This window comes from Nocardioides sp. Soil796 (assembly GCF_001429525.1).
Lineage (GTDB): Bacteria > Actinomycetota > Actinomycetes > Propionibacteriales > Nocardioidaceae > Nocardioides.
Window position 1 is genome coordinate 32824 of sequence record NZ_LMSQ01000018.1, and the last position, 23115, is coordinate 55938.

Consider the following 23115-nt stretch of genomic DNA (forward strand, 5'->3'; position numbering starts at 1 on the left):
ACCGCCACTGGCGCGGCAGCCAGCGACCACCTCCGCAAGCGCCTTGCCAACGTGCTCCGCGATGGCCCTGCCCCTGGCAGCCTCGGCCACCTCTCCTTCAACGGCCTCGCCACCGAGGTCGCCGGGGCCACTAGGAAGTCCCGCCAGCAGTTCGGCTCCAAGGCGCTGCTGCCCTCTGNCCGATGGGTATGCCGCTGGGGTCGATGTTGGGCGCGATCCCGGCGATGACGATCAGCGACGGCCCCGGCTTCTCGTATCTTCGCCAAACCAGCCGGGACAACAATGCCGCCCCCGTCACACCTGGTGCGGAGAAGCCGGTCAGCCAGTACGGCCTGATCGACGTGCACGACGAACTGTCCGTGGCTACCGGCTTCAGTCGCAACACCGTGGTCGCGCGGTGTGAGACGCGGGCGGCGCTGGCGGTCAAGCGGCCTGCTGGGATCGCACGGCTGACGCTCACCGCTGCCTAGCAGCCCCACGGTTTCGCGGTACGGGTTTCTGCTGCCGTTCGAGCGTGCCGCGAATTGCGACGGCCCCTGCACCTGCCCTGTGTGCGGGGNCGCAAGCACCTACAGCGTCTCGGCTTCGACGAGTTCACACTGGTCGATCCAGCGGGCCAGAGTGCTGAGGATCGCGAGTTGTTCCAGCGCTGCCTGCGGGGCCATGTCCGTTGTGCTGTGAGTCGCCGGGTTACGGATCGCCATGAAGCAGCCCTGACTGAACTGCAAGAGCCCAGCACGCATCGCCTTCACCGTCAGGTCTGCGTCGCCGCCTGGCCAGCGGAGTCGCGGCTTTCCCTGCGTCGGCGGGTTGGCCGAAAAGGTCTCAGCCATGAGTGCGCTGTCGGACACGTCCCTCCGCCCAGTGAGGTCCTGAACGTGGGCGTTGAGGAACGTCGCCGCACGCTGGACTGCCGAGCCGTAGTGCTCGTCATCCCACAGCCTTGAGGCCGCATCCCAGACCAACGGGTGCAAGGAGTCCGCGGCCATCGTGGGCGCTGTCGTGCCCGTGATGTACTGCGCCGTCTCGGCAGCAGTCGCTAGGTTGCCCAGCGCCCGCCTAGCCAGGTCGAGACCAGTCTGGAGTTCAACGTAGTTGTGCTTACCGAGCGGGCGCACCAAGGCACCAACATTGTCGACACCCAAGACGACTTTGATGACGCGTCGCGTCTGGAGCTCACGTGCGAGCAGGGCGTCCGTCGCCGGGCCAGATCGGCAGAACTGGAACTCGCGGCGATCCCTACCCTCCATCAATGCCGCGTCGGCATGTTTCACCCACCAGTCGAGCACCTCCTTGGCCCACGTGGGATCAACGGTCTGGGGCATGGCTACTTCTTCGCGGCAGAGGTTGTATTAAAGCGGAACTCCACGACGTCGCCGTCGGCCATCACGTAGTCCTTGCCCTCCATGCGCACCTTGCCGGCCTCCTTGGCCTTCTGCATGGTGCCCAGGCCGATGAGGTCGTCGAACGAGACGATCTCGGCCTTGATGAAGCCGCGCTGGAAGTCGGTGTGGATCACCCCGGCCGCCTCGGGAGCCGTGGCGCCCTTGGGGATCGTCCAGGCCCGCGTCTCCTTGGGGCCGGCGGTCAGGTAGGTCTGCAGTCCGAGGGTGTCGAAGCCGACCCGGGCCAGCTTGTCGAGGCCGGGCTCGGTGATGCCCATCTCGGCGAGCATCTCCCGCGCTTCGGCGTCGTCGTCGAGCTCGACCAGCTCGGCCTCGAACTTCGCGTCGAGGAAGATCGCCTCGGCGGGCGCGACGAGGGCGCGCATCTTGTCCTTCAACTCTTCGTCGCCGAGCTCGTCGGAGTCGCAGTTGAAGACGTAGATGAACGGCTTGGCGGTGAGCAGCGAGAGCTCGCGGATCAGGTCGCGGTCGATCTTGGTGGCGATGATCGGCGTACCGGCCTCGAGCGCTGCCTTGGCCTCCTTGACCGCTTCCGCCTTGGGCGCGACGTCCTTCTTGATGCGCGCCTCCTTCTCCAACCGCGGCAGGGCGTTGTCCACCGTCTGCAGGTCGGCGAGGATCAGCTCGGTCTGGATGGTCCCGATGTCGGAGCCGGGGTCGACCTTGCCGTCGACGTGGGTGACGTCCTCGTCGCGGAACACCCGGGTCACCTGGCAGATCGCCGAGGACTCACGGATGTGAGCGAGGAACTTGTTGCCCAGGCCCTCACCCTGCGAGGCGCCGGCCACGATGCCGGCGATGTCGACGAACTCGACCGTCGCGGGCAGCAGCTTGGCCGATCCGAACACCTCGGCGAGCTTCGGCAGGCGCTCGTCGGGCACGCCGACCACCCCGACGTTCGGCTCGATGGTCGCGAACGGGTAGTTCGCCGCGAGGACGTCGTTCTTGGTCAGTGCGTTGAAGAGCGTCGACTTGCCAGCATTGGGGAGCCCGACGATTCCGATGGTGAGTGCCACGGGCGGTGAGTCTACGGCCCGCGTGCCCCTCCCCCGGAATCGAGCCGGACCGGGCCCTCGACCCGGTCAGCGCGGCAGCTGTCGACGTACTGCCTTCACCCGCTGCGCGTGCCACAGCAGGGCGCCGATCACGACCGCGAGATAGACCGCGTACGCCGACAGCACCGCCACGTGGTGGTCGCGCGCGATGCCGGTCACCACGATCGAGAAGAGGAGCACCCCGGCGGAGGCAGCGGTCCACATCAGCCGGCCCGCATCGAGGCGGCCGAGCAGCACGGTCATCAGGGCCAGCACCCCGAAGACCAGGTGCGGCAGCGGCACACCGAACGACTCGTCCCGGGTGACCGCGAGGACCAGGAACCCGATCTCCGCGAGCACGCCGAGGCCGAGCAGCACCATCACCGCGAGACCCGCTCGCTGGAGGGCGGCCAGGCCCTGCAGCAGGCCTCGGTCGACCTCGATGAAGTCCTGGTCGACGGGCCCGGCGGCCCCGGTGTGCTCACCCTCGTGCGGGTCGGAATCGCTGGAGAACGGCCAGTCGAGCTCGTGGAAGGTCCCCGCCAACCACTGCTCATCGAGCACCTGCACCCCGGTCAGCCGCGCAAAGGTCTCGGCGACCGCGTCGGACTCGAACTGCTCCTGCGCGAACGCCGCCTCCTCCTCGGGCCACGGCTCGCCGAGTGAGTCCATCACGTCGCCGGCGTTGAGCACCCGCTCGTGCTCGCGTTCGCCGTCACGCATCCACAAGACGTGCACGTCCGCGGTGCTGCCGAACACGGCGACGACGGCGCGGGCGTCGAGCTCGCGCGAGACCTGCTGCACCTCGTCGAGCAGCTCCGGCGACGCGCAGGCGAAGACCAGCTGGCCGTCACGGACGCCGACGTACGGCGCGCCCTCCTCGAGTGCCAGGTCGCCGGACGTGGTGGCCCCGGTGGTCCTGATGCCGAGCCCGGCCAGGTCTTCGAGCCGGGTGTCGGCGAGCGCCGCGATCGTGAAGTTGAATCCCATGGCCGGTGTCTACCACGCCCCTCCCGGTCGGAACGAGCGTTGCAGTTCGTACGTCGGCGGACGTCGAACTGGTCGAACTGCAACACTCGGCGGCCGACCCCGATGCCGTGCCGTGCCCCCGAAATTGACGATGCCGGACGCCCTCCGACTCCCTACCGTGGGCGGTGGGACAGAGGGAGGGACACCATGCCCACACTCGCTGCTGCGTTCACGGCCGCCATCACGACGAGGGACCGGGCGCGCCTGAGTGCCCTGTTCGCCGACGACATCGACTTCCGGGGCCTCACCCCGCACCGGTTCTGGGAGGCGCACACACCCGACGAGGTCGCCTCGGTCATCCTCGACCACTGGTTCGAGGAACACGACCGCATCATCAAGGCCCACCTCATGGATGTCGTGACGGTCGCCGACACGCAACGCATGGGCTACCTCTTCGAGCTCGAGACCCCTGATGGCGCGCACGTCGTGGAGCAGCAGGCGTACTACCGCACGGACGGCGACCGCATCTCCTACCTCCGGGTGCTCTGCTCCGGATTCCGGCCCGTGGTGCCGGGCTAGCCGACGACGATCACGTGCAGCACCCGGGGGCCGTGCACGCCCTCGACCCGGTCGAGCTCGATGTCACTGGTGGCCGACGGGCCGCTGATCCAGGTCAGTGGTCGGGACGGGTCGAGGAGCCCGACGGCGTCCGGCACGTCGGGCACCACCTGGTCGGCGCGTACGACGCAGACGTGGTGGTCGGGCACCAGCGAGAGTGCACGGCGGCCCTGGTCGGGTTGATGGTCCAGGACGATCGTGCCGGTCTCCGCGATGCCCAGACGGGCGGCGGTGACCACGGCGTCGACAGCGTCGAGCTCGACAGCGGTGAGGCCGTCGTCGACGACCGCGCCGGGCACCTCGATCTCGAGGCCGGGCGGCACGACCACGCTCGCACCGGACGGCAGTGCGGCGCGCACGCGCTCCTCGAGGTCGGACCCGTCGCAGCGCTCGACCACGGCGCGGTAGTCGGCCACTCGCTCGAGGAACAGTGCGACCACGTCCTCGGGTCCACCCTCGTGGCGGGGCGCCGGAGGCACGTCGACGTCTGCTTGCCGGTCGACGTCGGCCAGCGCCGCCCGGACCCGGCCGAGGATCTCGTCGCGGGCGCTCATGACCGGCCCCCCGACGTACGCCGCCACCATGCGCGGAACGACTCCGGCGGCGGCGCCGGCAGGTCGCGGGCCGACGTCCATGCGGCGCCCGGTCCGGGAACGCGTCGTACGGCGGCCCGCCCGCCGGGAAGACGTGAGCGTCCGAACCGGCCGACGACTCGACCTGCGAGACCGGAGAGCCGTTCGGCGAAGGCCAGTCGCCGCGCGTCGGAGAAGGCGTACGACGCGGCCTTCATCGCCACCGCCTCGGGCTTGGGCGGCCGGTCCCCACGATGGGAGTCGACCACCTTCGTCCGCAGGTGCACCAGCACCTCCGGGATGTCGATGCGCACCGGGCAGACCTCGAAGCAGGCACCGCACAGCGTGGAGGCGTAGGGCAGCGAGTCGGTCTGCTCGTCGACGCCGGTGCCCTTGAGCAGCGGGTTGAGGATGGCGCCGATCGGGCCCGGGTAGACCGAGCCGTAGGCATGGCCGCCGGTGCGCTCGTAGACCGGGCACACGTTGAGGCAGGCCGAGCAGCGGATGCAACGCAGGGCCTGGCGACCGACCTTGTCGGCGAGGGCGTTGGTGCGGCCGTTGTCGAGGAGCACCACGTGCACCTCCTGCGGCCCGTCGCCGGGGGTGACGCCCGTCCACGTCGAGGTGTAGGGGTTCATCCGCTCGCCGGTCGACGACCGGGGCAGCAGGCGCATCATGGGGTCGAGCGACTCCCAGGTCGGAAGCACCTTCTCGATCCCGACCACGGAGACCAGGACGTCAGGCAGGGTCAGGCACATCCGGCCGTTGCCCTCGGACTCCACGACGACGAGCGTGCCGGTCTCGGCGATCGCGAAGTTGGCCCCGGAGACGGCGACCTTGGCGCGGAGGAACTTCTCGCGGAGGTGCTCACGGGCGGCCCCGGCCAGGGCGGCGGGGTCGTCGGTCAGCCCCGCGGGGGCCGGGCGACCGGCGGCGGCCATCCGGGTCCGGAAGATCTCGCGGATCTCCGCACGGTTGCGGTGGATGGCCGGCACGAGGATGTGGCTGGGCAGGTCGTCACCGAGCTGCACGATGAGCTCGGCGAGGTCGGTCTCCCAGGCGGAGATGCCCTCCGCGGCGAGCGCCTCGTTGAGCTCGATCTCCTGGGTGACCATCGACTTCACCTTCACGACCTCGTCGGCGCCGTGTCTCTTGGCGACCTCCGCGACGACGGCGCACGCCTCGGCGGCATCACGGGCCCAGTGCACCACCGCTCCGTGGGCGACGAGCTGTTCCTCGAGCTGCACCAGGTGGGTGTCGAGCGAGCGGAGTGCGGACTCCTTGACCGCGGCCCCGACCAGGCGCAGCTCCTCCCACTCGGGCAGCTCGGCGACCACCCCGGCCCGCTTGGCACGGATGGTGCCGGTGGCGTGGGCCAGGTTGTGGCGCAGCTGGGGGTCGGCCAGCGCCTCGCGGGCGGCTTCGGGGAAGGCCGGCATGCCGACGAACGTGGCGCTCATGTCGTGACTCCCTTGCCGCGTGCCACGTCGGGCAGGGTCACGGGCTGCGTCTCGTCCGGTTCGGTCGCAGCCAGGATCTCGGCCAGGTGCATCACCCGCACCCCGGCCTGCTGGCGCGAGAGCATCCCGCCGATGTGCATGAGACACGAGTTGTCGCCGGCCACCAGCACCTCGGCATTCGTCTCGCGCACGTGGCGGGCCTTGTCGGCACCCATCGCCACCGAGGTGTCCGCGTTCTTCATCGCGAAGGTGCCGCCGAATCCGCAGCACTGGGTGGCCTCGGGCAGCTCGACGAGGCGCAGCCCGCGCACCGCCTCGAGCAGCTGTCGTGGCCGGTCGCCGACGCCGAGCAGACGCAGCGAGTGGCACGTCGGGTGGTAGGTGACCTGGTGCGGGAAGTAGGCCCCGACGTCGGTGACGCCCAGGACGTCGACGAGGAACTCGCTCAGCTCGTGCACCCGTGGCCCGGTCTCGGCGACCGCCTGCACCAGGGCCGGGTCTCCCGAGCGCTCGGCCACGAGACCGTGCTGGTGACGACAGGTGCCGGCGCAGGAGCCGGACGGCGTGACCACGGCGTCGTACCCCGCGAACGCCTCCACCCAGGTGCGGACCACCGGCACGGCCTCGTCGAGGTAGCCGGTGTTGACCATCGGCTGCGAGCAGCAGGTCTGGGCCTCGGGGAACTCGACGTCGACACCGAGGCGACGCAGCAGCGTGACCACCGCCTTGCCCGTGTCGGGAAACATCGCGTCGTTCACGCAGGTGACCATCAGTGCGACCTTCACCCGGCCACCCTCGCAGACTTCGACCGTGGAATGAACCGTCGTGGCTCGTGCGTGGACGCCACCAGCCGACGCAGCGCCTCGAGGTCACCGGACACGGCGCCGACAGTGCGCCCCTGGACCAGGATGTTGCCGAGGGCCGTGGCTTCCACCGGTCCGGCCAGGACCGGCAGCCCGCAGCGATCGGCGGTCAGCTGGCAGAGCAGCTCGTTGAGTGCACCCCCGCCGACGACGTGCACCACGTCGACCCGCCGACCCGACAAGTGGCTTGCGCGTCGCACGCTGACCGCGAAGGCCTCGGCCAGGCTCTCGAGGATGCTGCGCACCGTCGACGCACGATCGGCGGGCGGTGCCACGTCATGCTCGACGCACCACGAGGCGATGCGACCGGCCATGTCACCGGGCGGCAGGAAGCGCGGGTCCTGGACGTCGAAGACGGGCACCGGTGCGGTCACGGCTGCGGCCTCGGCCAGCAGCGTCACAAGTGGCGCTGACCGTCCGGTGCGCTCCCAGCCACGGATCGCCTCGCTGAGCAGCCACAGGCCCATCACGTTGGTGAGGAACCGGACCCGTCCGTCGACGCCGCCCTCGTTGGTGAAGTTGGCCTCGCGCGCGGCGTCGCTCAACACCGGGGCGGGCAGCTCGACCCCGACCAGGCCCCAGGTGCCACAGGAGATGTACGCCGCGGTCTCGCCATGCATCGGCACGCCCACCACCGCGGAGGCGGTGTCGTGGGAGCCGACGGTGGTGACGGTGAGCCCGGACAGGACGTCGGGCAGCGCCGGCCCTGTCACCGGGCCGACGACCGTGCCCGGGTCGACGAGGTCGCCGAAGAGCTGTTCGGGCAGGCCGAGCCGCCGGATCAGGGCTCGGTCCCACTCCCCCGTGAGTACGTCGAGCAGCCCGGTCGTCGATGCGTTCGTGCGCTCGGTCACCGGCACCCCGGTCAACCAGAAGGCGATCAGGTCCGGCACCAGCAACAGGCGGTCCGCCCGGTCCACCAACGGGTCGGCGGCCAGTTGGTAGAGGGTGTTGAAGGGCAGGAACTGAAGGCCGTTGCGTGGGTAGAGCTCCTCATGGGGCAGCACGGCATGCACGACGTCCACGCCGGCGGTGCGGCCCGCGTCGCGGTAGTGGAACGGCTCGGCAAGGAGCCGGCCCTCGCTCAGGAGCCCGTAGTCGACGGCCCAGGAGTCGACCGCCACCGAAGCCAACCTGCCGAGGCTCGAGGCCACCGCTGCACGCAGCCCGTCCAGGACGGCGTCGTAGAGGCCGGACACGTTCCAGTGCAGGCCGTCGCCGGTGCCGACCGGTTCGTTCGCGAGCCGGGCGACGACGTCGAGGCGGAGCCGGTCCGGGCCGACCTCTCCGAGCACGACCCGACCACTGGAGGCGCCGAGGTCGACCGCGGCGACATGCACCATGACCGGCTACCTGAGGAAGGCCGCCGCCACCCCGGCGTCCACCGGGATGTGCAGGCCGGTGGTCTGGGTGAGGTCCGGGCCGACCAGGGCGTACGCCGCGGAGGCGACGTGGTCGGGCAGCACCTCGCGCTTGAGCAGGGTGCGCTGGGCGTAGAACGCGCCCAGGTCCTTCTCCTCCACGCCGTAGACCGCGGCCCGGTTGGCACCCCAGCCGCTGCTGAAGATTCCCGAGCCCTGGACGACACCGTCTGGGTTGATCCCGTTCACGCGGATGCCGTGCTCGCCGAGCTCGGCGGCCAACAACCGCACCTGGTGCGCCTGGTCGGCCTTGGTGGCGGAGTAGGCGATGTTGTTCGGACCCGCGAAGACCGAGTTCTTGCTGGAGATGTAGACGATGTCGCCGCCCAGCCCCTGCTCGATCATGGCGACCGCTGCGGTGCGGGCGACCAGGAACGAGCCCTTGGCCATCACGTTGTGCTGGAGGTCCCAGTCGGCGACGGTGGTCTCGAGCAGCGACTTCGACAGCGACAGGCCGGCGTTGTTGACGACCAGGTCGAGGCCGCCGAAGGCCAGCAACGCCTCGGCCACGGCCCTCTCGACGGCAGCTTCGTCGGAGACGTCGACCTGCACCCCGACGGCGACGTCGGTGCTGCCGAGCTCTGCAGCAGCTGCCTGCGCCTTGTCCAGTGACAGGTCGGCGATGACCACGCAGGCGCCCTCGGCGGCGTACCTGGTGGCGATCGCCTTGCCGATGCCGGAGGCGGCACCGGTGACCAGGGCGATCCGCGTCGCCAGCGGCTTCGGCTTCGGCATCCGCTGGAGCTTGGCCTCCTCCAGCGCCCAGTACTCGATGCGGAACTTCTCCGCCTCGTCGATCGGGGCGTACGTCGAGAGTCCCTCGGCACCACGCATCACGTTGATCGCGTTGACGTAGAACTCCCCCGCGACGCGGGCGGTCTGCTTGTCCTTGCCGAAGCTGAACATGCCGACCCCGGGCACCAGGACGATCAGCGGGTCGGCGCCACGGATCGCCGGGCTCTCCGGGGTCGCGTGGCGGTCGTAGTAGCCCTGGTAGTCCTCGCGGTAGGCGGCGTGCAGCTCGCGCAACCGGGCCACCGACTCCTCGACGGTCGCCGAGGCGGGCAGGTCGAGCAGCAGCGGCTTGACCTTGGTGCGCAGGAAATGGTCGGGGCAGCTGGTGCCGAGGGCGGCCAGTCGCGGGTGCTCGGTGGCGGCGAGGAAGTCCAGCACTTCGGTCGAGTCGGTGAAGTGGCCGACCATGGGACGGTCGGCGGACGCGATGGAACGGATCGTCGGCACCAGTGCAGCAGCCTTGGCGCGGCGCTCGGCCTCCGGCAGGGCGGCGTACCCCTCGAGTGCCGGGCCGAAGGGATCGGGTCGGGACTGCTCCGCGATGTGGGTGGCCGCGGTCTCGATGATCCAGAGGGAGTTCGCCTCGGCCTCTTGGGAGGTCTCGCCCCACGCGGTGATGCCGTGGCCGCCAAGGATGCAGCCGATGGCCTCGGGGTTCTGCTCCTTGATCGCGGCGATGTCGAGTCCGAGCTGGAAGCCGGGCCGGCGCCACGGCACCCACACGACCTTCCCCTCGAAGATGACCTCGGTCAGCTTCTCACCGTCGGCGGCGGTCGCGATGGCGATGCCGGAGTCGGGGTGCAGGTGGTCGACGTGCGCCGCGTCCACGAGGCCGTGCATCGCGGTGTCGATCGACGGGGCGGCGCCGCCCTTGCCGTGCAGGCAGTAGTCGAAGGCGGCGACCATCTCGTCCTCGCGGTCCACGCCCGGGTAGACGTCGACCAGGGCGCGCATCCGGTCGAGCCGGAGCACGGCCAGGCCGGAGTCCGTCAAGGTGCCGAGGTCGCCGCCGGAGCCCTTCACCCAGAGCAGCTCGACGTCCTCGCCGGTGACCGGGTCCTTCTCGATGCCCTTGGCGGAGGTGTTGCCGCCGGCGTAGTTGGTGTTGCGGGGGTCCGCGCCGAGACGGTTGGACCGGGTCACGAGCTCGGTCACGGTGGGGTTGACGTCATTCGCCATGGGGATCAGTTCCATCCTGCTTGGTGGCCGCCGACTCGGTCGGCCGCGATCTGCTGCTGGTAGCCGCTGGCCGCGTAGGCCGCCATCGGGTCGGCCGGCAGCCCGCGCTCCTCACGCCAGCCGGCCAGGTCGCGTCGCACGTCGGTGTAGAAGGCGTCCATGAAGACCGAGTTGGCGGCGAGCACGTCACCGTCCTCCCGCGCGGAGGCCAGGGCGTCGGTGTCGAGGAGCAGTGCCCGTGCCGTCATCTCCTGGACGTTGAGGACGGAGCGGATCTGGCCGGGCACCTTGTCCTCGATGTTGTGGCACTGGTCGAGCATCAGGGCGACGTCGCTGTCGGGACCGAACCCCCCACCGCGGATCACCTCGACGATGATCCGGAACAGCTGGAACGGGTCGGCCGCGCCGACGATCAGGTCGTCGTCGGCGTAGAAGCGGCTGTTGAAGTCGAACGAGCCGAGCTTCCCGAGCCGCAGGAGCTGCGCGACGATGAACTCGATGTTGGTGCCGGGGGCGTGGTGACCGGTGTCGAGGCAGACCATCGCCTTGTCGCCGAGGGCGCTCACGTGGGCGTACGACGTGCCCCAGTCCGGGACGTCGGTGTGGTAGAACGCCGGCTCGAAGAACTTGTACTCGAGCACCAGCCGCTGGTCGTCGCCGAGTTGGTCGTAGATGCGCTGCAGGCTCTCGGCCAGCCAGTCCTGGCGGGCCCGGATGTCGCCCTGGCCCGGGTAGTTGGTGCCGTCGGCCAGCCAGATCTTGAGATCGCGCGACCCGGTCGCGTTCATCACCTCGATGCAGTCCAGGTTGTGCTGGACCGCCTTGTCCCGCACCTTGGGGTCGGCGTGGGTGAGGCTGCCGAGCTTGTAGTCGTCGTCCTGGAAGGTGTTGCTGTTGATGGTGCCCAGCACCACGCCCTGGTCCTCGGCGTACGCCTTGAGCGCGGCGAAGTCGTCGACCAGGTCCCACGGGATGTGCAGGGCGACCGACGGCGCGAGCCCGGTGAAGCGGTGCACCGTGGCCGCGTCGGCGATCTTCTCCTCGACGGTGCGCGGCGTGCCGGCACTGCCGAACACCTTGAAACGGGTGCCCGAGTTGCCGTAGGCCCAGGAGGGGACCTCGATGGCGAGCGCCCCGAGGCGCTCGGTGATGTCTGCGAAGGTCGTCATGTCTCTCTCACTTGCTGGTGCGGTGCGCCGGGAGGCGCCCGAGCTGGTCCTCGAGGTGGAAGACCTCACGAAGCTGGACGAAACCGGTGTCTGGCCGGGCGTCGCCCAGCTCCTCGAAGAACTCCGACATCTCGGCCTGCCAGCGGGCGTTCACGTGCGTGGTGGCCATCCCTGCAACGGCCTCCTCGATGGAGGGCGTCTCGACGTAGCCGATCAGCAGGCCGTCGTCGCGCAGGAACAGGGAGTAGTTGTGCCAGCCGTGTGCGGCCAGGGCCTCGAGCATCTCGGGCCACACCTCCGCGTGTCGGGCGACGTAGTCCTCGATGCGGTCTGACCGGACCTGGAGCTGGAAACAGGCACGCTGCACTGTCGCCTCCTTCGCGGATGACGGGCTGGACGGTTGGGTTGGTGTCGAGGGCGCCGGCCGGACCAACCACGGAACGGCCGGCGCCCTCGGGAACGGGGAGTGCAGCGATCAGAAGTTGAAGTCGCCGATGTTGTCCTTGGTGAAGACGAACGGGTCGCCGAGCAGCACCTCACCGTCGGCGCCCACCGTGTACTCGCCGAGCTTTCCGGCCTTGAAGGTGTCGCCCTCCTCGCCCTTGATGTCGCCGTCGACGAGCGCCTTCGCGACGTACGCCGCCAGGTAGCCGAGGTCTTCGGGGTTCCACAGCGCGAACTCGGCCACGGTGCCGTTCTCGACGTACTCGCGCATCTGGTTGGGGGTGCCCAGACCGGTCAGCGCGACCTTGCCCTTCTTGTCGGAGTCCGACAGGTAGCGGGCCGCAGCGGCGATGCCGACGGTGGTCGGCGACACGATGCCCTTGAGGTTCGGGTGCGACTGCAGCAGCGCGGCGGTCTTGTCGAAGGAGGTCTGGTCGTCGTCGTCGCCGTAGACGGTGTCGACGAGCTTGATGTCGGGGTGGTTGGCCGCGAGCTCCTCCTCCATCATCTTGATCCAGGCGTTCTGGTTGGTCGCGTTCGCCGACGCCGAGAGGATCGCGATCTCGCCCTTGTCACCGATCGCCTTGGCGATCATCTCGACCTGCACCTTCGCGATGCCCTCGGCGCTGGCCTGGTTGACGAACGCGTCACGGCAGTCGGTCTCGGTGTCGGAGTCGAAGGTGACGACCTTGGTGCCTGCGTCACGGGCCTGGTTCAGTGCGTCACAGATGGCCTTCGGGTCGTTGGCCGAGACCACGAGCCCCTTGACCTGCTGCTGCGCGGCGGTGTTGATGTACTCCACCTGGCCGTCGGGGGTGGCCTCCTGGGGTCCGACCTCCTCGAACTTCCCACCGAACTCGTCGACCGCGGCCTTGCCGCCCTTGTCGCTCGTGTCGAAGTAGGGGTTGCCGAGGTTCTTGGGCAGGAACGTCACGGTCACCTCGTCGGAGGAACCGCCGCCGTCGCCGCCACCGCATGCGGTGAGGATCATCGCGCCGCTGAGCAGGAGTGCCGCAATCGCGCAGGCCCGCTTCGAGTGCAACTTCATGGTCATTGCCTTCCTTCTGTTCCCACGCCGGCCGGCGCGACTGAGGGGCTCGGGCCCCGCTTGTTCCGTCTGGTCGCGGTTGTCGAGGACAGCCATGCCAGGACGCTGTTGGACATCACCGAGGCCACGAGGAGCAGACCGATGATGATGTTGATGACGTTGACGGTGTAGTGCTCCAGGCGCAGGGCGCTGGCGATGACACCGATCAACAGGACTCCCGCGATCACGCCGTGCAGTCGCCCGCGGCCGCCGAAGATGGACACGCCACCGAGAAGGACGGCGGCGATCACGCGCAGCTCCATGCCGGAGGCGTTGTCGCCGCGGGAGCTGCCGAACCGCAGCGTGTAGTAGATCCCGGCCAGGGCCGAGACGACCCCGGCCAGCATGAAGAGGATCAGCTTGGTGCGGCGCACGTTGACGCCGGTGAAGTGGGCGGCCTCGGTGTTCAGGCCGATGTCGTAGACACCTCGGCCGAACGAGGTGAAGTGCAACAGGAAGGCGAACACCAGGGCCAGCAGGATCACGATGATGATCACCTGTGGGTACGGCGAGTCGCCGATGTTCTCCTTGGCCCGGGTCGTCCACTTCTCGGGGAAGTCCGTGACGGCCTTGGTGCCGAGCAGTCCGACCGCGAGTCCGCGGTAGAGCGCCAGGGTGCCGATGGTCACGGCCAGCGACGGCAGGCCGACGTACGCGACCAGGAAGCCGTTGAGCGCCCCACAGAGCAGGCCGACGACGAGGGCGGCCAGGCCGGCGGCCGGGATCGACCAGCCGTCCTGGTGCAGCACCCCGACCAGCACACTGCTCAGTCCCACGACGCTGGCGACGGACAGGTCGATCTCGCCGGTGATGATGATCAGGGTCATCGGCAGCGCGATCAACAGGATCGGCGTCATGTCCTGCAGCAGGAACGTGATGGTGAGCGGGCCGTCGAAGAACGCGACGTTGTTGAGCGCGTAGAACCAGACGGCCAGCAGCAGGGCGATCACCGCGGCTTCGCGGGTGAACAACCAGCGTTGCCACAGGGGGCGGCCGTACGCCGGGTAGTCACGGGTGGTGGGTCCGGCGGTCGTGGTGGTCGCGTTCATGACTCATCCCTCGCTGTGACGAGCTTGCGGGCCTGCCGGAGCGCGAGGATCCGGTCCAGGACGATGGCGCTGAGGATCAGGGCGCCGACGACGGCGCGCTGCCAGAAGTCGGGGATGCCGAGGATGGGGAGGGCACGGTCGATGGTGACCAGCAGGATGGCGCCGAGCGAGGCTCCCCACACGGTGCCGCTGCCGCCGAAGATCGCGACCCCGCCGATGACCACCGCGGCCACGGCCTCGAGCTCGATGCTGGTGCCGGCGCCCGAGCTGACGGTGCCGTAGCGGGCCGCGTAGACGACACCGGCCAGACCGGCAAGGGCGCCGCTGAAGACGAACGCGGCGATCACGCGGCGCCGGACGGGCAGGCCGTAGAGGACCGCGGCGTCCGGGTCGGAGCCGATCGCGTAGAGCTCGCGCCCTCCGCGATGCGAGTGCAGGTAGTAGCCGACGAGGCAGACCACGACAGCGGCCACCATGAACAGCACCGGGATGCCGAGCACGGACCTGGTGCCCAGGCTGAGGAATCCCTCGGGCATGTCACTGGCGTTGACCCGGTCGCTGCCGGCCCAGCTGAGCACGATGCCGCGGTAGACGTACATCGTGCCGAGGGTGATCACGAGCGCGGGCACCTTGCCGATCGCGACCAACAGCCCGTTGACCAGCCCGAGCAGGGCACCGGCCAGCATTCCGGCCGCAACCACGGCCACGACCGGCAGGCCGGGGTGGTCGATGAACAGCCGGCCGGTGAGGTACGCCGTGAACGCCAGCACGGACCCGACCGACAGGTCGACGTTGCGGGTGATGATCACGACCGCCTGACCGGCCGCCAGGAGCAGCAGGATCGACGGGGTGAGGAGCAGGTCGCGCCAGGAGTTGGAGCTGAAGAGGAAGCTCGGTGTCTTGACGGTGGCGGCCGCGATGACCAGCAGCAGCACCAGCAGGATCGACATCTCGCGTGAGCGGAAGACGGTGTTGAACAGTCGCGTCGACCGCGACTGGCTGCTCGGCTCGATGAGCCGCTCGAGCTCGGCGCTGGGCGCGGCCTCGGTCGGCCGGATGGTGGTGTCGCTCATGCGGAGGCCTCCTGGAGGGTCTGCGTGGCGGCCTTCATGACGACCTCGGGGGTGGCCTGGTCGCGCGGGATGTCGGCGGTGAGCCGTCCCTCGCAGAGGACCAGGACGCGGTCGGCCATCCCGAGCACCTCGGGCAGCTCGGAGGAGATCATCAGGATCGCCATCCCCTGCCCGGCCAGCTCGGAGAGCAGCCGGTGCACCTCGGCCTTGGTGCCGACGTCGATGCCGCGGGTGGGTTCGTCGATGATCAGGAGCCGTGGGTTGGTGGCCAGCCACTTGGCGATGACGACCTTCTGCTGGTTGCCGCCGCTCATGGTCGCCGCCGTGGCGTCGAGGGCGCTGGTCTTCACCTCGAGCCGGGACGCCCAGGGCCGCGCCGCCCGGCCCTCGTCGGCGCCACGGAGGATGCCGAAGGTGCCGAGCCCGCCGCGGACCACACCGGCGATGTTGCGGGCCACCGAGGCCTCGGTGACCAGGCCCTGCTTGCGACGGTCCTCCGGGACGAATGCGATGCCGCGGCGGATCGCCACGCTGGGCTTGTGCTTGGGGATGGTGCGGTCGGCCAGGGTGACCGTGCCGGAGTCGTAGGAGTCGACGCCGAAGATGGCCCGGGCGACTTCGCTGCGACCGGCTCCGACCAGCCCGGCCAGGCCGACGATCTCGCCGGCACGGACCTCGAAGCTGACGTCGTGGAACACACCGGTGGACGTGAGGTTCTCGACGGTCAGGACCGGCCCGCCGATGGCGGCCGGGGTCTTGGGGAACAGGTCTCCGACCTCGCGGCCGACCATCATCTCGACGATCGCATCGACGTTCGTGGTGCTGGTCTCGACCGTGTCGACGTACGAGCCGTCGCGCATCACGGTGATGGTGTCGCAGAGGCCGAACACCTCGTCGAAGCGGTGGGAGATGAAGATCAGCGCGCGCCCCTCGTCGCGGAGGCTGCGGGCGACGGCGAAGAGGCGGTCGACCTCCACCCCACTCAGGGCCGCGGTGGGCTCGTCCATGATCAGCAGCCGGGCGTCGAGCGAGATGGCCTTGGCGATCTCGAGGATCTGCTGGTCCGCGATCGACAGCCCGAGCGCGGGTCGCCGCGGGTCGATGTGGACGCCGAGCCGGGCAAAGAGTGACTCCGCCTCGGTGTGCATGGCGCGGCGGTCGATGCGGCGGCCGCGGCCGAGCGGTTGGCGGCCCATGAAGATGTTCTCGGTGACCGTGAGGTCGGGGAACAGGGTCGGCTCCTGGTAGATCACCGCGACGCCGGAGTCCTTGGACTCGGCGGTGCTGGAGAAGTCCACGGACTCACCACCGAGCAGGAACTCCCCCGAGTCGCGTCGGTGGACACCGGCGACGATCTTGACCAGCGTCGACTTGCCGGCGCCGTTCTCGCCCACCAGCGCGTGGATGGACCCGGCGCGGGCCTCGATGCGGCCGGACCGCAGGGCCACCACGGGGCCGAACGACTTGGAGACGTCGCGGAGCTCGAGGACGACCTCGCCGCTTCCTGCGGGCATCTGCTGCCTCCGGTTCTTCGTTGATTGAAAGGTTTCAAGTTTCGGTAACGTAACGTGACCGGCACCACAGCGTCAAGGGTTTCCGCAACAATTGCCCAGAGCGCCCACCACCTGCGCAGATGCTGCGCCCGCTAGAGTCACCGAACACGCATTGAAACGGCGCGCCACATTTCACGAAACGGGAGGCTTCGATGGCAATCGGGGTGAAGGACATTGCGACCGCGGCCGGCGTCTCTCTCGGCACGGTCTCCAACGTGCTCAACCATCCTGACCGGGTCAGCCCCCGCACCCGGGCCCGGGTCGAGAAGGTGATGGCCGAGCTCGGCTTCGTCCCCAACGAGTCCGCCCGGCAGCTGCGGGCCGGCCGCTCGCGCACCCTGGCCTACGTCGTCCTCGACGCGACCAACCCGTTCTTCACCGACGTCGCCCGCGGTGTCGAGGAGACCTTGGCCGCGCGTGACCTCTCGCTCTACATGTGCAACTCCGACAACCGTGCCGACCGCGAGGCCAACTACCTCAACCGGCTCGAGGAGCAACGGGTCGCCGGCATCCTGCTCACCCCGGTCGACCCTGAGTCGCCCGCGCTCGACAAGATCTCCGGCCGCGGCACGCCGATCGTGATCGTCGACCGCACCCGGGCCGGCGACACCCACTGCTCGGTCGCCGTCGACGACGTCCTCGGCGGCCGACTGGCCCTCGAGCACCTGCTCGACCGTGGCCACGAGCGGATCGCCTTCATCGGCGGCCCCTCCTCGATCGGGCAGGTGCATGACCGTCATGCGGGCGCCCTGGCGGCACTGGCCGATGCCGGACTCGACGAGAGTCACCTCGTTCGGATCGACACCTCCGCGCTCAGCGTCGGCGAGGGTCGCCAGGCCGCGCAGCGACTGGCCGGGATGCCCGGGGCGCGCCGGCCCACGGCCGCGTTCTGCGCCAACGACCTCCTGGCCCTGGGTCTGCTCCAGCACTGCGTGACGACCGGGGTCTCCGTGCCGGACGAGCTGGCCATCGTCGGCTTCGACGACATCGAGTACGCCGGTGCGGCGGCGGTGCCGCTGACCTCCGTGCGCCAGCCCCGCCTCCGCCTCGGCCGGACCGCTGCCGAGCTGCTGCTCGACGAGGTCGAGAACCCGGACCACGTCCACCAGCAGATCACCTTCACGCCCGAGCTGGTCGCCCGGGCCTCCACGGAGACCCGGGCGAACTAGACACCCCCAGGGGCGTCCGGCCAGCGGGGTGTTCGGGTCGGACGGGGACGGCCGGATCAGCTCACCGGCCGGCTCCAGACATCGGCGATCGAGGGGTCGTAGTAGGCGGGGTCACCCTGGTTCTCGAACTTCACCCGGACGGTGCCGTCGGCCGCGGCCAGGGCCGCCGGGACGGTGAACTCGTAGGTCTCGGTTCCGACGCCACCGGTGTGGGCGAAGGTGCGCAGGAGCACCTCGGTGCCGTCGACGTACACCTTGTAGCGCTTGGTCTGGGCCCGGTCGTAGGTCTCCACCGCCCGGAGCACGAACGCATCGCCGGGCACCACGGCCAGGTCGAACTGGAACTGCGATAACGGGGTCAGGTGACCGGCGTACCGCCGGGTCAGGCCCGCTTCGCTGCTGGTCCCGGACGACGCCGAGGCGGTGAGCGCATGGGCCTGTTCGGCCGCGGCGACGCCGAGGTCGAGGTGGTCGTACCCTGCGGCGGTCCCCGGGCTCGGGTCGATGGCCACCCGGACGTTCCCCGTCCCCGAGGCGAGCACCTCACCGTCACTCGTGACGTGGGCGACCAGGGCGAAGTCCTCGACGGCCTGCCGGGCGTCGCGCGGCACGCCGACGTCGAGGGAGACGCTGCGGGTCGCCCCCGCCGGGATGTCCAGCACGTCGCTCGGCTCCGGAGCGGTCCAGCCCGTCGGCACCTCGACCGTGACGCGACCACTGGCCGGTGCGCGGCCGATGTTGCGCACCGTCGCGGTGACGGAGACCGTCGTGCCCGGTCGGACCGGGCTCGGCGCAACCGTCACCGTGTCCACCACCACCGGCGAGGCGACCTCGAGGTCGAAACCCGTCCCCAGCCTGAGCTGCGCGTCCTCGAACTCGTACGTCGCGGTTGCCGCGCCGCGGGTGGTGCCCGGCCTCTGCCGCTGCGGGACGGTGACGGTGAACCGGCCGTCAGCGGTGTCGCCACCGGCCAGCTTGTTGCTCAGGCGGGTGCTGGCCGGAGCAGTGGCCCAGCCCTCGGGAAGACCGTCGAGGGTGGCGCGGACGTCGTGCACCGTGGCGCTCCCGGCGTTGCCCACCTCGACAGTCAGTGGCGCCTCGTCACCCGGCCGCAGCACGTCGTCGCCGGCGGTCGCCGTCAGGTCGAGCTCGAGGTAGTCGGCGACGGCGGCGTCCAGGGCGTCTCGGACGGCCACGATGGCCGCGTCGAGGCTGGCTGCCTCATCGGCCTCGAGATCGAGCCGGCCGGCGACCTCCTGGGCGGACTCGATGTCGCGGTGGGCTGCGGCGAGGGCCTTGGCCGCACGGACGACGTCGGCGTCCAGCAGCTCGTCCATCGCGCGGATCATGTCGGCCCGCGCCGTCGACGTGAGGGCGAGCAGGCGCGAGGCCAGGCCGGCGTTGATGCTGCCGTCGTCGCGCAGCGCGGTGACGACTCCGTCGGCCGTGGCGATCGCCTCGACCGCCGTACCGGCAAGGCCGCGCCGCTCGTCGGAGGCGAAGCTGTAGTGCCCCGAACCGACCGTGACCACCACGGTGCCGTCGGCGTACGCCACGTCGTGGACGCCCTCCGCCTCCGCGGCGGGCAGGCCGCCCTCGGTGAGCGCCCAGGCGTTGGCACCGGGCACCTTGATGGTGGCGGTGGAGCCGACGGGAACGTCGACGTCCAGCTGGAGAGTGCGGCCTGTGCGCCGCCAGTCACTGGTGACCGGACCGTACGGCGTCTCCGTGGTCGCCCTGGCCCAGCTCATCTGCTTCGTGACCGCCGGGGCGATGGTCAGGTCGCGGTAGCCGGTGGTCTCGGAGGCCTTGATCCCGGCGACGTAGTGGTAGAACCAGTCGTCCACGGTGCCCAGGAAGTAGTGGCCGCGGGACCGGGCCTCGAGCGCCCAGTGCTCCCACATCGAGGTGGCGCCGTTCTCGATCATGTAGCCCCAGCTCGGGTACGCCGTCTGCGCGGCGAGCCGGAACGCCACGTCCTCGTAGCCATGGTCGGAGAGCACCGGCAGGAGGTACTTCGTGCCGAGCACGCCGGTGTTGAGCGTGTAGTTGCGTGCCTTCACGTTCGCCACGATGCTGGCCGCGACGCGTTTCTCGGTCCCCTCGTCCGGGGCCAGGTCGAAGGCCAGCGCCAGCACGTTGTGGGTCTGTCGGTAGCCACGGTCGCCGTTGCCGCGATAGTGGCCGGCTGCCCGGTCGAGGAAGGTCGCGTTGAACGTGGCCTTGACGGTGGCGGCGTTGTCGGCGAACGCGGCAGCGTCGGCGTCCTTGCCCAGGTGTCGCGCGGTCCGCTCCATCGCGGTGGTCATCGAGTAGAGGTAGGCGGTGCCCGAGACCCGCACGTCCTCCGGTGCGTTTCCTCCTGCGGGGCTGGCCTCCGGACTGACCCAGTCACCGAGCCGCGGGTTGGTGACCAGCCCGTTCGCCGACTGCGCGAACTCGAGGTCGACGTACTTCTTCATGCCGTCGTAGTACTCGGTGAGCACGCGGTCGTCGCCGCCGTACTGGTAGAGCCACCACGGGATCATGATGTACGCCGAGTGCCACGGCGGCGCGACGCCCCACTCGCCCCACGTGCTCGAGCTCGGGGCGATCACCATCGGGCGGCCGTCGGTGGACCGGGTCTCGTTCACGTCGCGCATCCACTTGGCGAAGAGCTCGTGGACGTCGAGGTTCATCATGAACATCTCGGCACCCACCGCGGCGTCACCGGTCCAGCCGTTCTTCTCGAACATGGGGGTGTCGGTCGGGATGCCGTGGATGTTGTTCTTCAGCGTGTCCACCACGGCCCGGTGGGTGCGGTTCATGATGTCGCTGGAGCTCTCGAACGAGCCGGTCTCCGTCGCGTCGGTGTGCACCACCCGGGCGGTGAACGCGTCCAGCGTCGGCGGCTCGCTGCCGGGCCAGCCGGTCACCTCGATGTACTGGAAGCCCTTGTAGGAGAAGCGGGCCTCCCAGGTCTCACTGTCACCGGTCCCGGCGAGGATGAACCGGTCGGTCTGGAAGCCGCTCTGGAAACCGCCGTTGTTGGAGAAGTTGACCCGGCCGTTGGGCAGCAGCTTCTCGCCGTACTGTGCGCGGACCGTGGTGCCGGCCGATCCCTCGACGCCCAGCTCGACCCAGCCGGCCAGCATCCGGGGGAACTTCACGACGTAGACGTCGTCTGCGGGTTCGGTGATCTCGACGGCCGGCAGGGACTCGGTCACCCGGATCGGCTGCTGGCGCTGGTTGACCAGGACGCCGGCGGGTCCGTCGACCTCGCTGGCCGATGCCCAGCCCGCGTCGTCGAAGCCGACGGTGTCGTAGCCGTCCTGGACCAGGCGGGCGTCGTACACCTCGCCGCCGTAGAGGTCGTCGAAGACCGTCGGGCCGTCGTGGATGGTCCACGAGTCGTCGGTCACCACCTGCTCGGTGTGGCCGTCGGCGTACTCGATGTGCAGGACGGCGCGGAACACCGGCTCGTCGTGCCAGGGCGCACGCTCCCACCACCAGACGTTGCCGCCGGTCATGCCGTAGAAGCCACGGCCGAGCTGCGCGCCCAGCGCGTTGTCACCCTGCGCGAGCTGGTCGGTGACGTCGGTGGCGACGTACTGCACGGTGTCGTCGTAGTCGGTGAACCCGGGCGACAGCACGTCGTCGCTGACCGGCGCGCCGTTGAGCGACATGTCGGCGTAGCCGCCTGCAGCCACGAACAACGTCGCGTCACGGACGTCGCCGTCGACCTGGAACTCGCGACGCAGCAAGGGCGCAGGGTTCACCTCGGTCTTCGGCGCGCGGACGCCCGAGCCCCAGGGGCCACTGCCGTAGTCGGCCTGCTTGGCGGCACTGCCCCAGGCGGAGTCGTCGTACGCCGGGGCCTCGAAGCCGGTCGGGACCGTCTTGCTCGCCAACCAGTCGGTGCCGGTCGTGAAGACGGAGGTGGTGCCGTCGGTGTAGGTCACCCGCACCTTCGCGACCAACCCTGCGGGCGACCCGGCTCCGTTGTTCGTGCGGACCGCGAAGACGTTGCTGGCGGGGTCGAGCTGCACTGTGTAGAGGTGCGACTGCTGCCACTCGTTCTCCGCGCCGTGGCTCTCGCCGACGAGCTCACCGTTGACCCAGAGGCGGAACAGGTCGTCGGCGGTGATCAGGATCTCCGCGCTCTGCGCGGTCCTGCCCTCCGGTGTCGTGCGGGTGGTGCGGAACGCGCGAGGCTCGGCGGGCGCGACCGGACTGGTCGCCTCGGGGGTCCAGATCCACGACGCCCCGGTCATCGTGAGGTCGTCGGAGGTGTCGATCCGTTCGTTGCCGATCCACGAGCTGTCGGCCCAGTCCGACTCGTCGTGGAACCCCGTGCGCAGCTGACTTGTCGCGGACGCGGTGCCGACGCTGGTCGTGACCTCCACGCTCCAGACGTAGTCGGTCGCGGAGGCCAGGTCCGGGCCGTCGTACTCCACACCCGATGACCGGTCGGAGGAGACCTGACCGCTGTCCCAGGTGAGGTCACCGGCGTCGAGGTCGGCCCGGCTGGTGGCGACCCGGAGCCGGTAGCCCTCCTGCACGACGTCGCGTGCCTCGGTCTCGATGACCCAGCTGAAGCGGGGGCGGTCGACGTCGATGCCGACCGGTGCCGTCTTCTTCTCGACCTGGAGGCGGGTGAGAGCGACCTGTGGGGCCGCCGCGGCAGCGTCGGCCGACGCGGTGGGGGTCGTGAGGGCGACCGTCCCGACGAGGGCGAGCTGGAACACCAGGGCCAGGACGGTCAGCATCGCCGCCGTCCCCCGCCTGTGCGAGCGGGCGTTCGGGTCCGTTGCCGACACGGTTTCCTCCATCGTTTAGAACGTTTCAGCGATACAACCACGCGCGGCGTGATCGGCACCACATCCGTGACCGGATCCGGCCACCTCCTCGGGCACTTCGGCGCCGCGTCGCCCAGGCGTCGGCGACGATCGCGCTGCGACCAGCACGACCGACCCTGCGGTCAGACGAGCCGACGCCGCGCCGCCCACACGACCGCCTCGACGGTGGTGCCCACGCCGAGCCTGTCGCAGATGAGCCGGATGCGTCGTCGGACCGTGCGTTCGGAGAGGCCGAGTCGTCGGGCTACGGTCTCCGCCGGCAGGCCGCTGGCAAGCAGGGCCAACAGCGCGACGTCGTCGTTGCTCAGCTCTTCTGACAATGCCTGCATCCCGAATTCCCTAAAACGTTTCAGTCCTGCGGAACGTATGAGGTCCGGCCGACTGTGTCAACAGTCACGGGGGCATTCACGCCTCCT

General features: G+C 69.8%; 18 protein-coding genes. 2 read left to right on the forward strand and 16 right to left on the reverse strand.

The annotated features are described in order from the left end of the window. Positions 1 to 569: 569 nt before the first annotated feature. The 3 genes from ASH02_RS11635 to ASH02_RS11645 all read right to left on the reverse strand — a co-directional run bounded on the left by ASH02_RS11635 (position 570) and on the right by ASH02_RS11645 (position 3430). Positions 570 to 1325: a TIGR02391 family protein gene (locus ASH02_RS11635; protein ID WP_057294816.1), complete on the reverse strand. Its 756-nt coding sequence runs from the start codon at positions 1323 to 1325 to the stop codon at positions 570 to 572. 2 nt (positions 1326 to 1327) lie between these two features. Next, positions 1328 to 2422 carry a redox-regulated ATPase YchF gene (ychF, locus tag ASH02_RS11640; RefSeq protein ID WP_057294817.1) on the reverse strand — a complete coding sequence of 365 codons (1095 nt, stop codon included), beginning with the start codon at positions 2420 to 2422 and terminating at the stop codon, positions 1328 to 1330. Between the two features lie 66 nt (positions 2423 to 2488). After that, positions 2489 to 3430, reverse strand: a complete 942-nt coding sequence (locus ASH02_RS11645; protein ID WP_057294818.1) for a hypothetical protein — start codon at positions 3428 to 3430, stop codon at positions 2489 to 2491. 186 nt (positions 3431 to 3616) lie between these two features. Here ASH02_RS11645 and ASH02_RS11650 point away from each other — a divergent pair, with 186 nt between their 5' ends. Then, entirely contained in the window at positions 3617 to 3988 is a 372-nt protein-coding gene (locus ASH02_RS11650) for a hypothetical protein (RefSeq protein WP_057294819.1), read from the forward strand. Here ASH02_RS11650 and ASH02_RS11655 read toward each other — a convergent pair. The 11 genes from ASH02_RS11655 to ASH02_RS11705 form a co-directional block, all read right to left on the reverse strand. Beyond that, a complete protein-coding gene (locus ASH02_RS11655) occupies positions 3985 to 4581 on the reverse strand; it encodes a LutC/YkgG family protein (protein ID WP_056684823.1) in 597 nt (198 codons plus the stop codon). The two genes, ASH02_RS11650 and ASH02_RS11655, sit on opposite strands and share 4 nt — an antisense overlap. Further along, positions 4578 to 6059: a lactate utilization protein B gene (locus ASH02_RS11660; protein ID WP_056681378.1), complete on the reverse strand. Its 1482-nt coding sequence runs from the start codon at positions 6057 to 6059 to the stop codon at positions 4578 to 4580. Before ASH02_RS11660 ends, ASH02_RS11655 begins: the two co-directional genes overlap by 4 nt. Next, positions 6056 to 6829, reverse strand: coding sequence for a (Fe-S)-binding protein (locus ASH02_RS11665; protein ID WP_056684826.1), 774 nt, complete (start codon positions 6827 to 6829; stop codon positions 6056 to 6058). Before ASH02_RS11665 ends, ASH02_RS11660 begins: the two co-directional genes overlap by 4 nt. A gap of 11 nt (positions 6830 to 6840) precedes the next feature. Further along, complete coding sequence (locus ASH02_RS11670; protein ID WP_056681379.1) at positions 6841 to 8265, reverse strand: rhamnulokinase; 1425 nt, start codon at positions 8263 to 8265, stop codon at positions 6841 to 6843. A 6-nt stretch (positions 8266 to 8271) separates the two neighbouring features. Next, positions 8272 to 10317, reverse strand: a complete 2046-nt coding sequence (locus ASH02_RS11675) for a bifunctional aldolase/short-chain dehydrogenase (RefSeq protein ID WP_156388496.1) — start codon at positions 10315 to 10317, stop codon at positions 8272 to 8274. Positions 10318 to 10322: 5 nt separating this feature from the next. Further along, on the reverse strand, positions 10323 to 11486 hold the full coding sequence (gene rhaI, locus ASH02_RS11680; protein WP_056681381.1) for an L-rhamnose isomerase: 1164 nt from the start codon (positions 11484 to 11486) through the stop codon (positions 10323 to 10325). Positions 11487 to 11493: 7 nt separating this feature from the next. Further along, positions 11494 to 11853: an L-rhamnose mutarotase gene (locus tag ASH02_RS11685; protein ID WP_056681382.1), complete on the reverse strand. Its 360-nt coding sequence runs from the start codon at positions 11851 to 11853 to the stop codon at positions 11494 to 11496. A gap of 108 nt (positions 11854 to 11961) precedes the next feature. Then, positions 11962 to 12978 (reverse strand): rhamnose ABC transporter substrate-binding protein, encoded by a 1017-nt coding sequence (rhaS, locus tag ASH02_RS11690; protein ID WP_056681383.1) that lies wholly within the window; start codon positions 12976 to 12978, stop codon positions 11962 to 11964. A 2-nt stretch (positions 12979 to 12980) separates the two neighbouring features. Then, on the reverse strand, positions 12981 to 14066 hold the full coding sequence (locus ASH02_RS11695) for an ABC transporter permease (RefSeq protein WP_056681384.1): 1086 nt from the start codon (positions 14064 to 14066) through the stop codon (positions 12981 to 12983). Further along, complete coding sequence (locus ASH02_RS11700; protein WP_056681385.1) at positions 14063 to 15139, reverse strand: ABC transporter permease; 1077 nt, start codon at positions 15137 to 15139, stop codon at positions 14063 to 14065. Before ASH02_RS11700 ends, ASH02_RS11695 begins: the two co-directional genes overlap by 4 nt. Continuing rightward, positions 15136 to 16653, reverse strand: a complete 1518-nt coding sequence (locus tag ASH02_RS11705) for a sugar ABC transporter ATP-binding protein (RefSeq protein WP_056681386.1) — start codon at positions 16651 to 16653, stop codon at positions 15136 to 15138. Before ASH02_RS11705 ends, ASH02_RS11700 begins: the two co-directional genes overlap by 4 nt. Positions 16654 to 16844: 191 nt before the next feature. Here ASH02_RS11705 and ASH02_RS11710 point away from each other — a divergent pair, with 191 nt between their 5' ends. Continuing rightward, on the forward strand, positions 16845 to 17861 hold the full coding sequence (locus tag ASH02_RS11710) for a LacI family DNA-binding transcriptional regulator (RefSeq protein ID WP_056681387.1): 1017 nt from the start codon (positions 16845 to 16847) through the stop codon (positions 17859 to 17861). A gap of 56 nt (positions 17862 to 17917) precedes the next feature. On the opposite strand, the gene ASH02_RS11715 is transcribed toward ASH02_RS11710, so the two are convergent. Together ASH02_RS11715 and ASH02_RS11720 are read right to left on the reverse strand one after the other, a co-directional pair. Then, entirely contained in the window at positions 17918 to 22660 is a 4743-nt protein-coding gene (locus ASH02_RS11715) for a family 78 glycoside hydrolase catalytic domain (RefSeq protein WP_156409759.1), read from the reverse strand. A gap of 161 nt (positions 22661 to 22821) precedes the next feature. Then, positions 22822 to 23028 (reverse strand): LuxR C-terminal-related transcriptional regulator, encoded by a 207-nt coding sequence (locus tag ASH02_RS11720; RefSeq protein ID WP_082563768.1) that lies wholly within the window; start codon positions 23026 to 23028, stop codon positions 22822 to 22824. Positions 23029 to 23115: the final 87 nt, after the last annotated feature.

Coding starts and splice junctions, on each gene's coding strand:
- ASH02_RS11635 (WP_057294816.1), bottom strand. CDS start 1,325: ATGCCCCAGACCGTTGATCCCACGTGGGCCAAGGAGGTGCTCGACTGG.
- ASH02_RS11645 (WP_057294818.1), bottom strand. CDS start 3,430: ATGGGATTCAACTTCACGATCGCGGCGCTCGCCGACACCCGGCTCGAA.
- ASH02_RS11650 (WP_057294819.1), top strand. CDS start 3,617: ATGCCCACACTCGCTGCTGCGTTCACGGCCGCCATCACGACGAGGGAC.
- ASH02_RS11655 (WP_056684823.1), bottom strand. CDS start 4,581: ATGAGCGCCCGCGACGAGATCCTCGGCCGGGTCCGGGCGGCGCTGGCC.
- ASH02_RS11660 (WP_056681378.1), bottom strand. CDS start 6,059: ATGAGCGCCACGTTCGTCGGCATGCCGGCCTTCCCCGAAGCCGCCCGC.
- ASH02_RS11665 (WP_056684826.1), bottom strand. CDS start 6,829: ATGGTCACCTGCGTGAACGACGCGATGTTTCCCGACACGGGCAAGGCG.
- ASH02_RS11670 (WP_056681379.1), bottom strand. CDS start 8,265: ATGGTGCATGTCGCCGCGGTCGACCTCGGCGCCTCCAGTGGTCGGGTC.
- ASH02_RS11675 (WP_156388496.1), bottom strand. CDS start 10,317: ATGGCGAATGACGTCAACCCCACCGTGACCGAGCTCGTGACCCGGTCC.
- rhaI (WP_056681381.1), bottom strand. CDS start 11,486: ATGACGACCTTCGCAGACATCACCGAGCGCCTCGGGGCGCTCGCCATC.
- rhaS (WP_056681383.1), bottom strand. CDS start 12,978: ATGAAGTTGCACTCGAAGCGGGCCTGCGCGATTGCGGCACTCCTGCTC.
- ASH02_RS11695 (WP_056681384.1), bottom strand. CDS start 14,066: ATGAACGCGACCACCACGACCGCCGGACCCACCACCCGTGACTACCCG.
- ASH02_RS11700 (WP_056681385.1), bottom strand. CDS start 15,139: ATGAGCGACACCACCATCCGGCCGACCGAGGCCGCGCCCAGCGCCGAG.
- ASH02_RS11705 (WP_056681386.1), bottom strand. CDS start 16,653: ATGCCCGCAGGAAGCGGCGAGGTCGTCCTCGAGCTCCGCGACGTCTCC.
- ASH02_RS11710 (WP_056681387.1), top strand. CDS start 16,845: ATGGCAATCGGGGTGAAGGACATTGCGACCGCGGCCGGCGTCTCTCTC.
- ASH02_RS11720 (WP_082563768.1), bottom strand. CDS start 23,028: ATGCAGGCATTGTCAGAAGAGCTGAGCAACGACGACGTCGCGCTGTTG.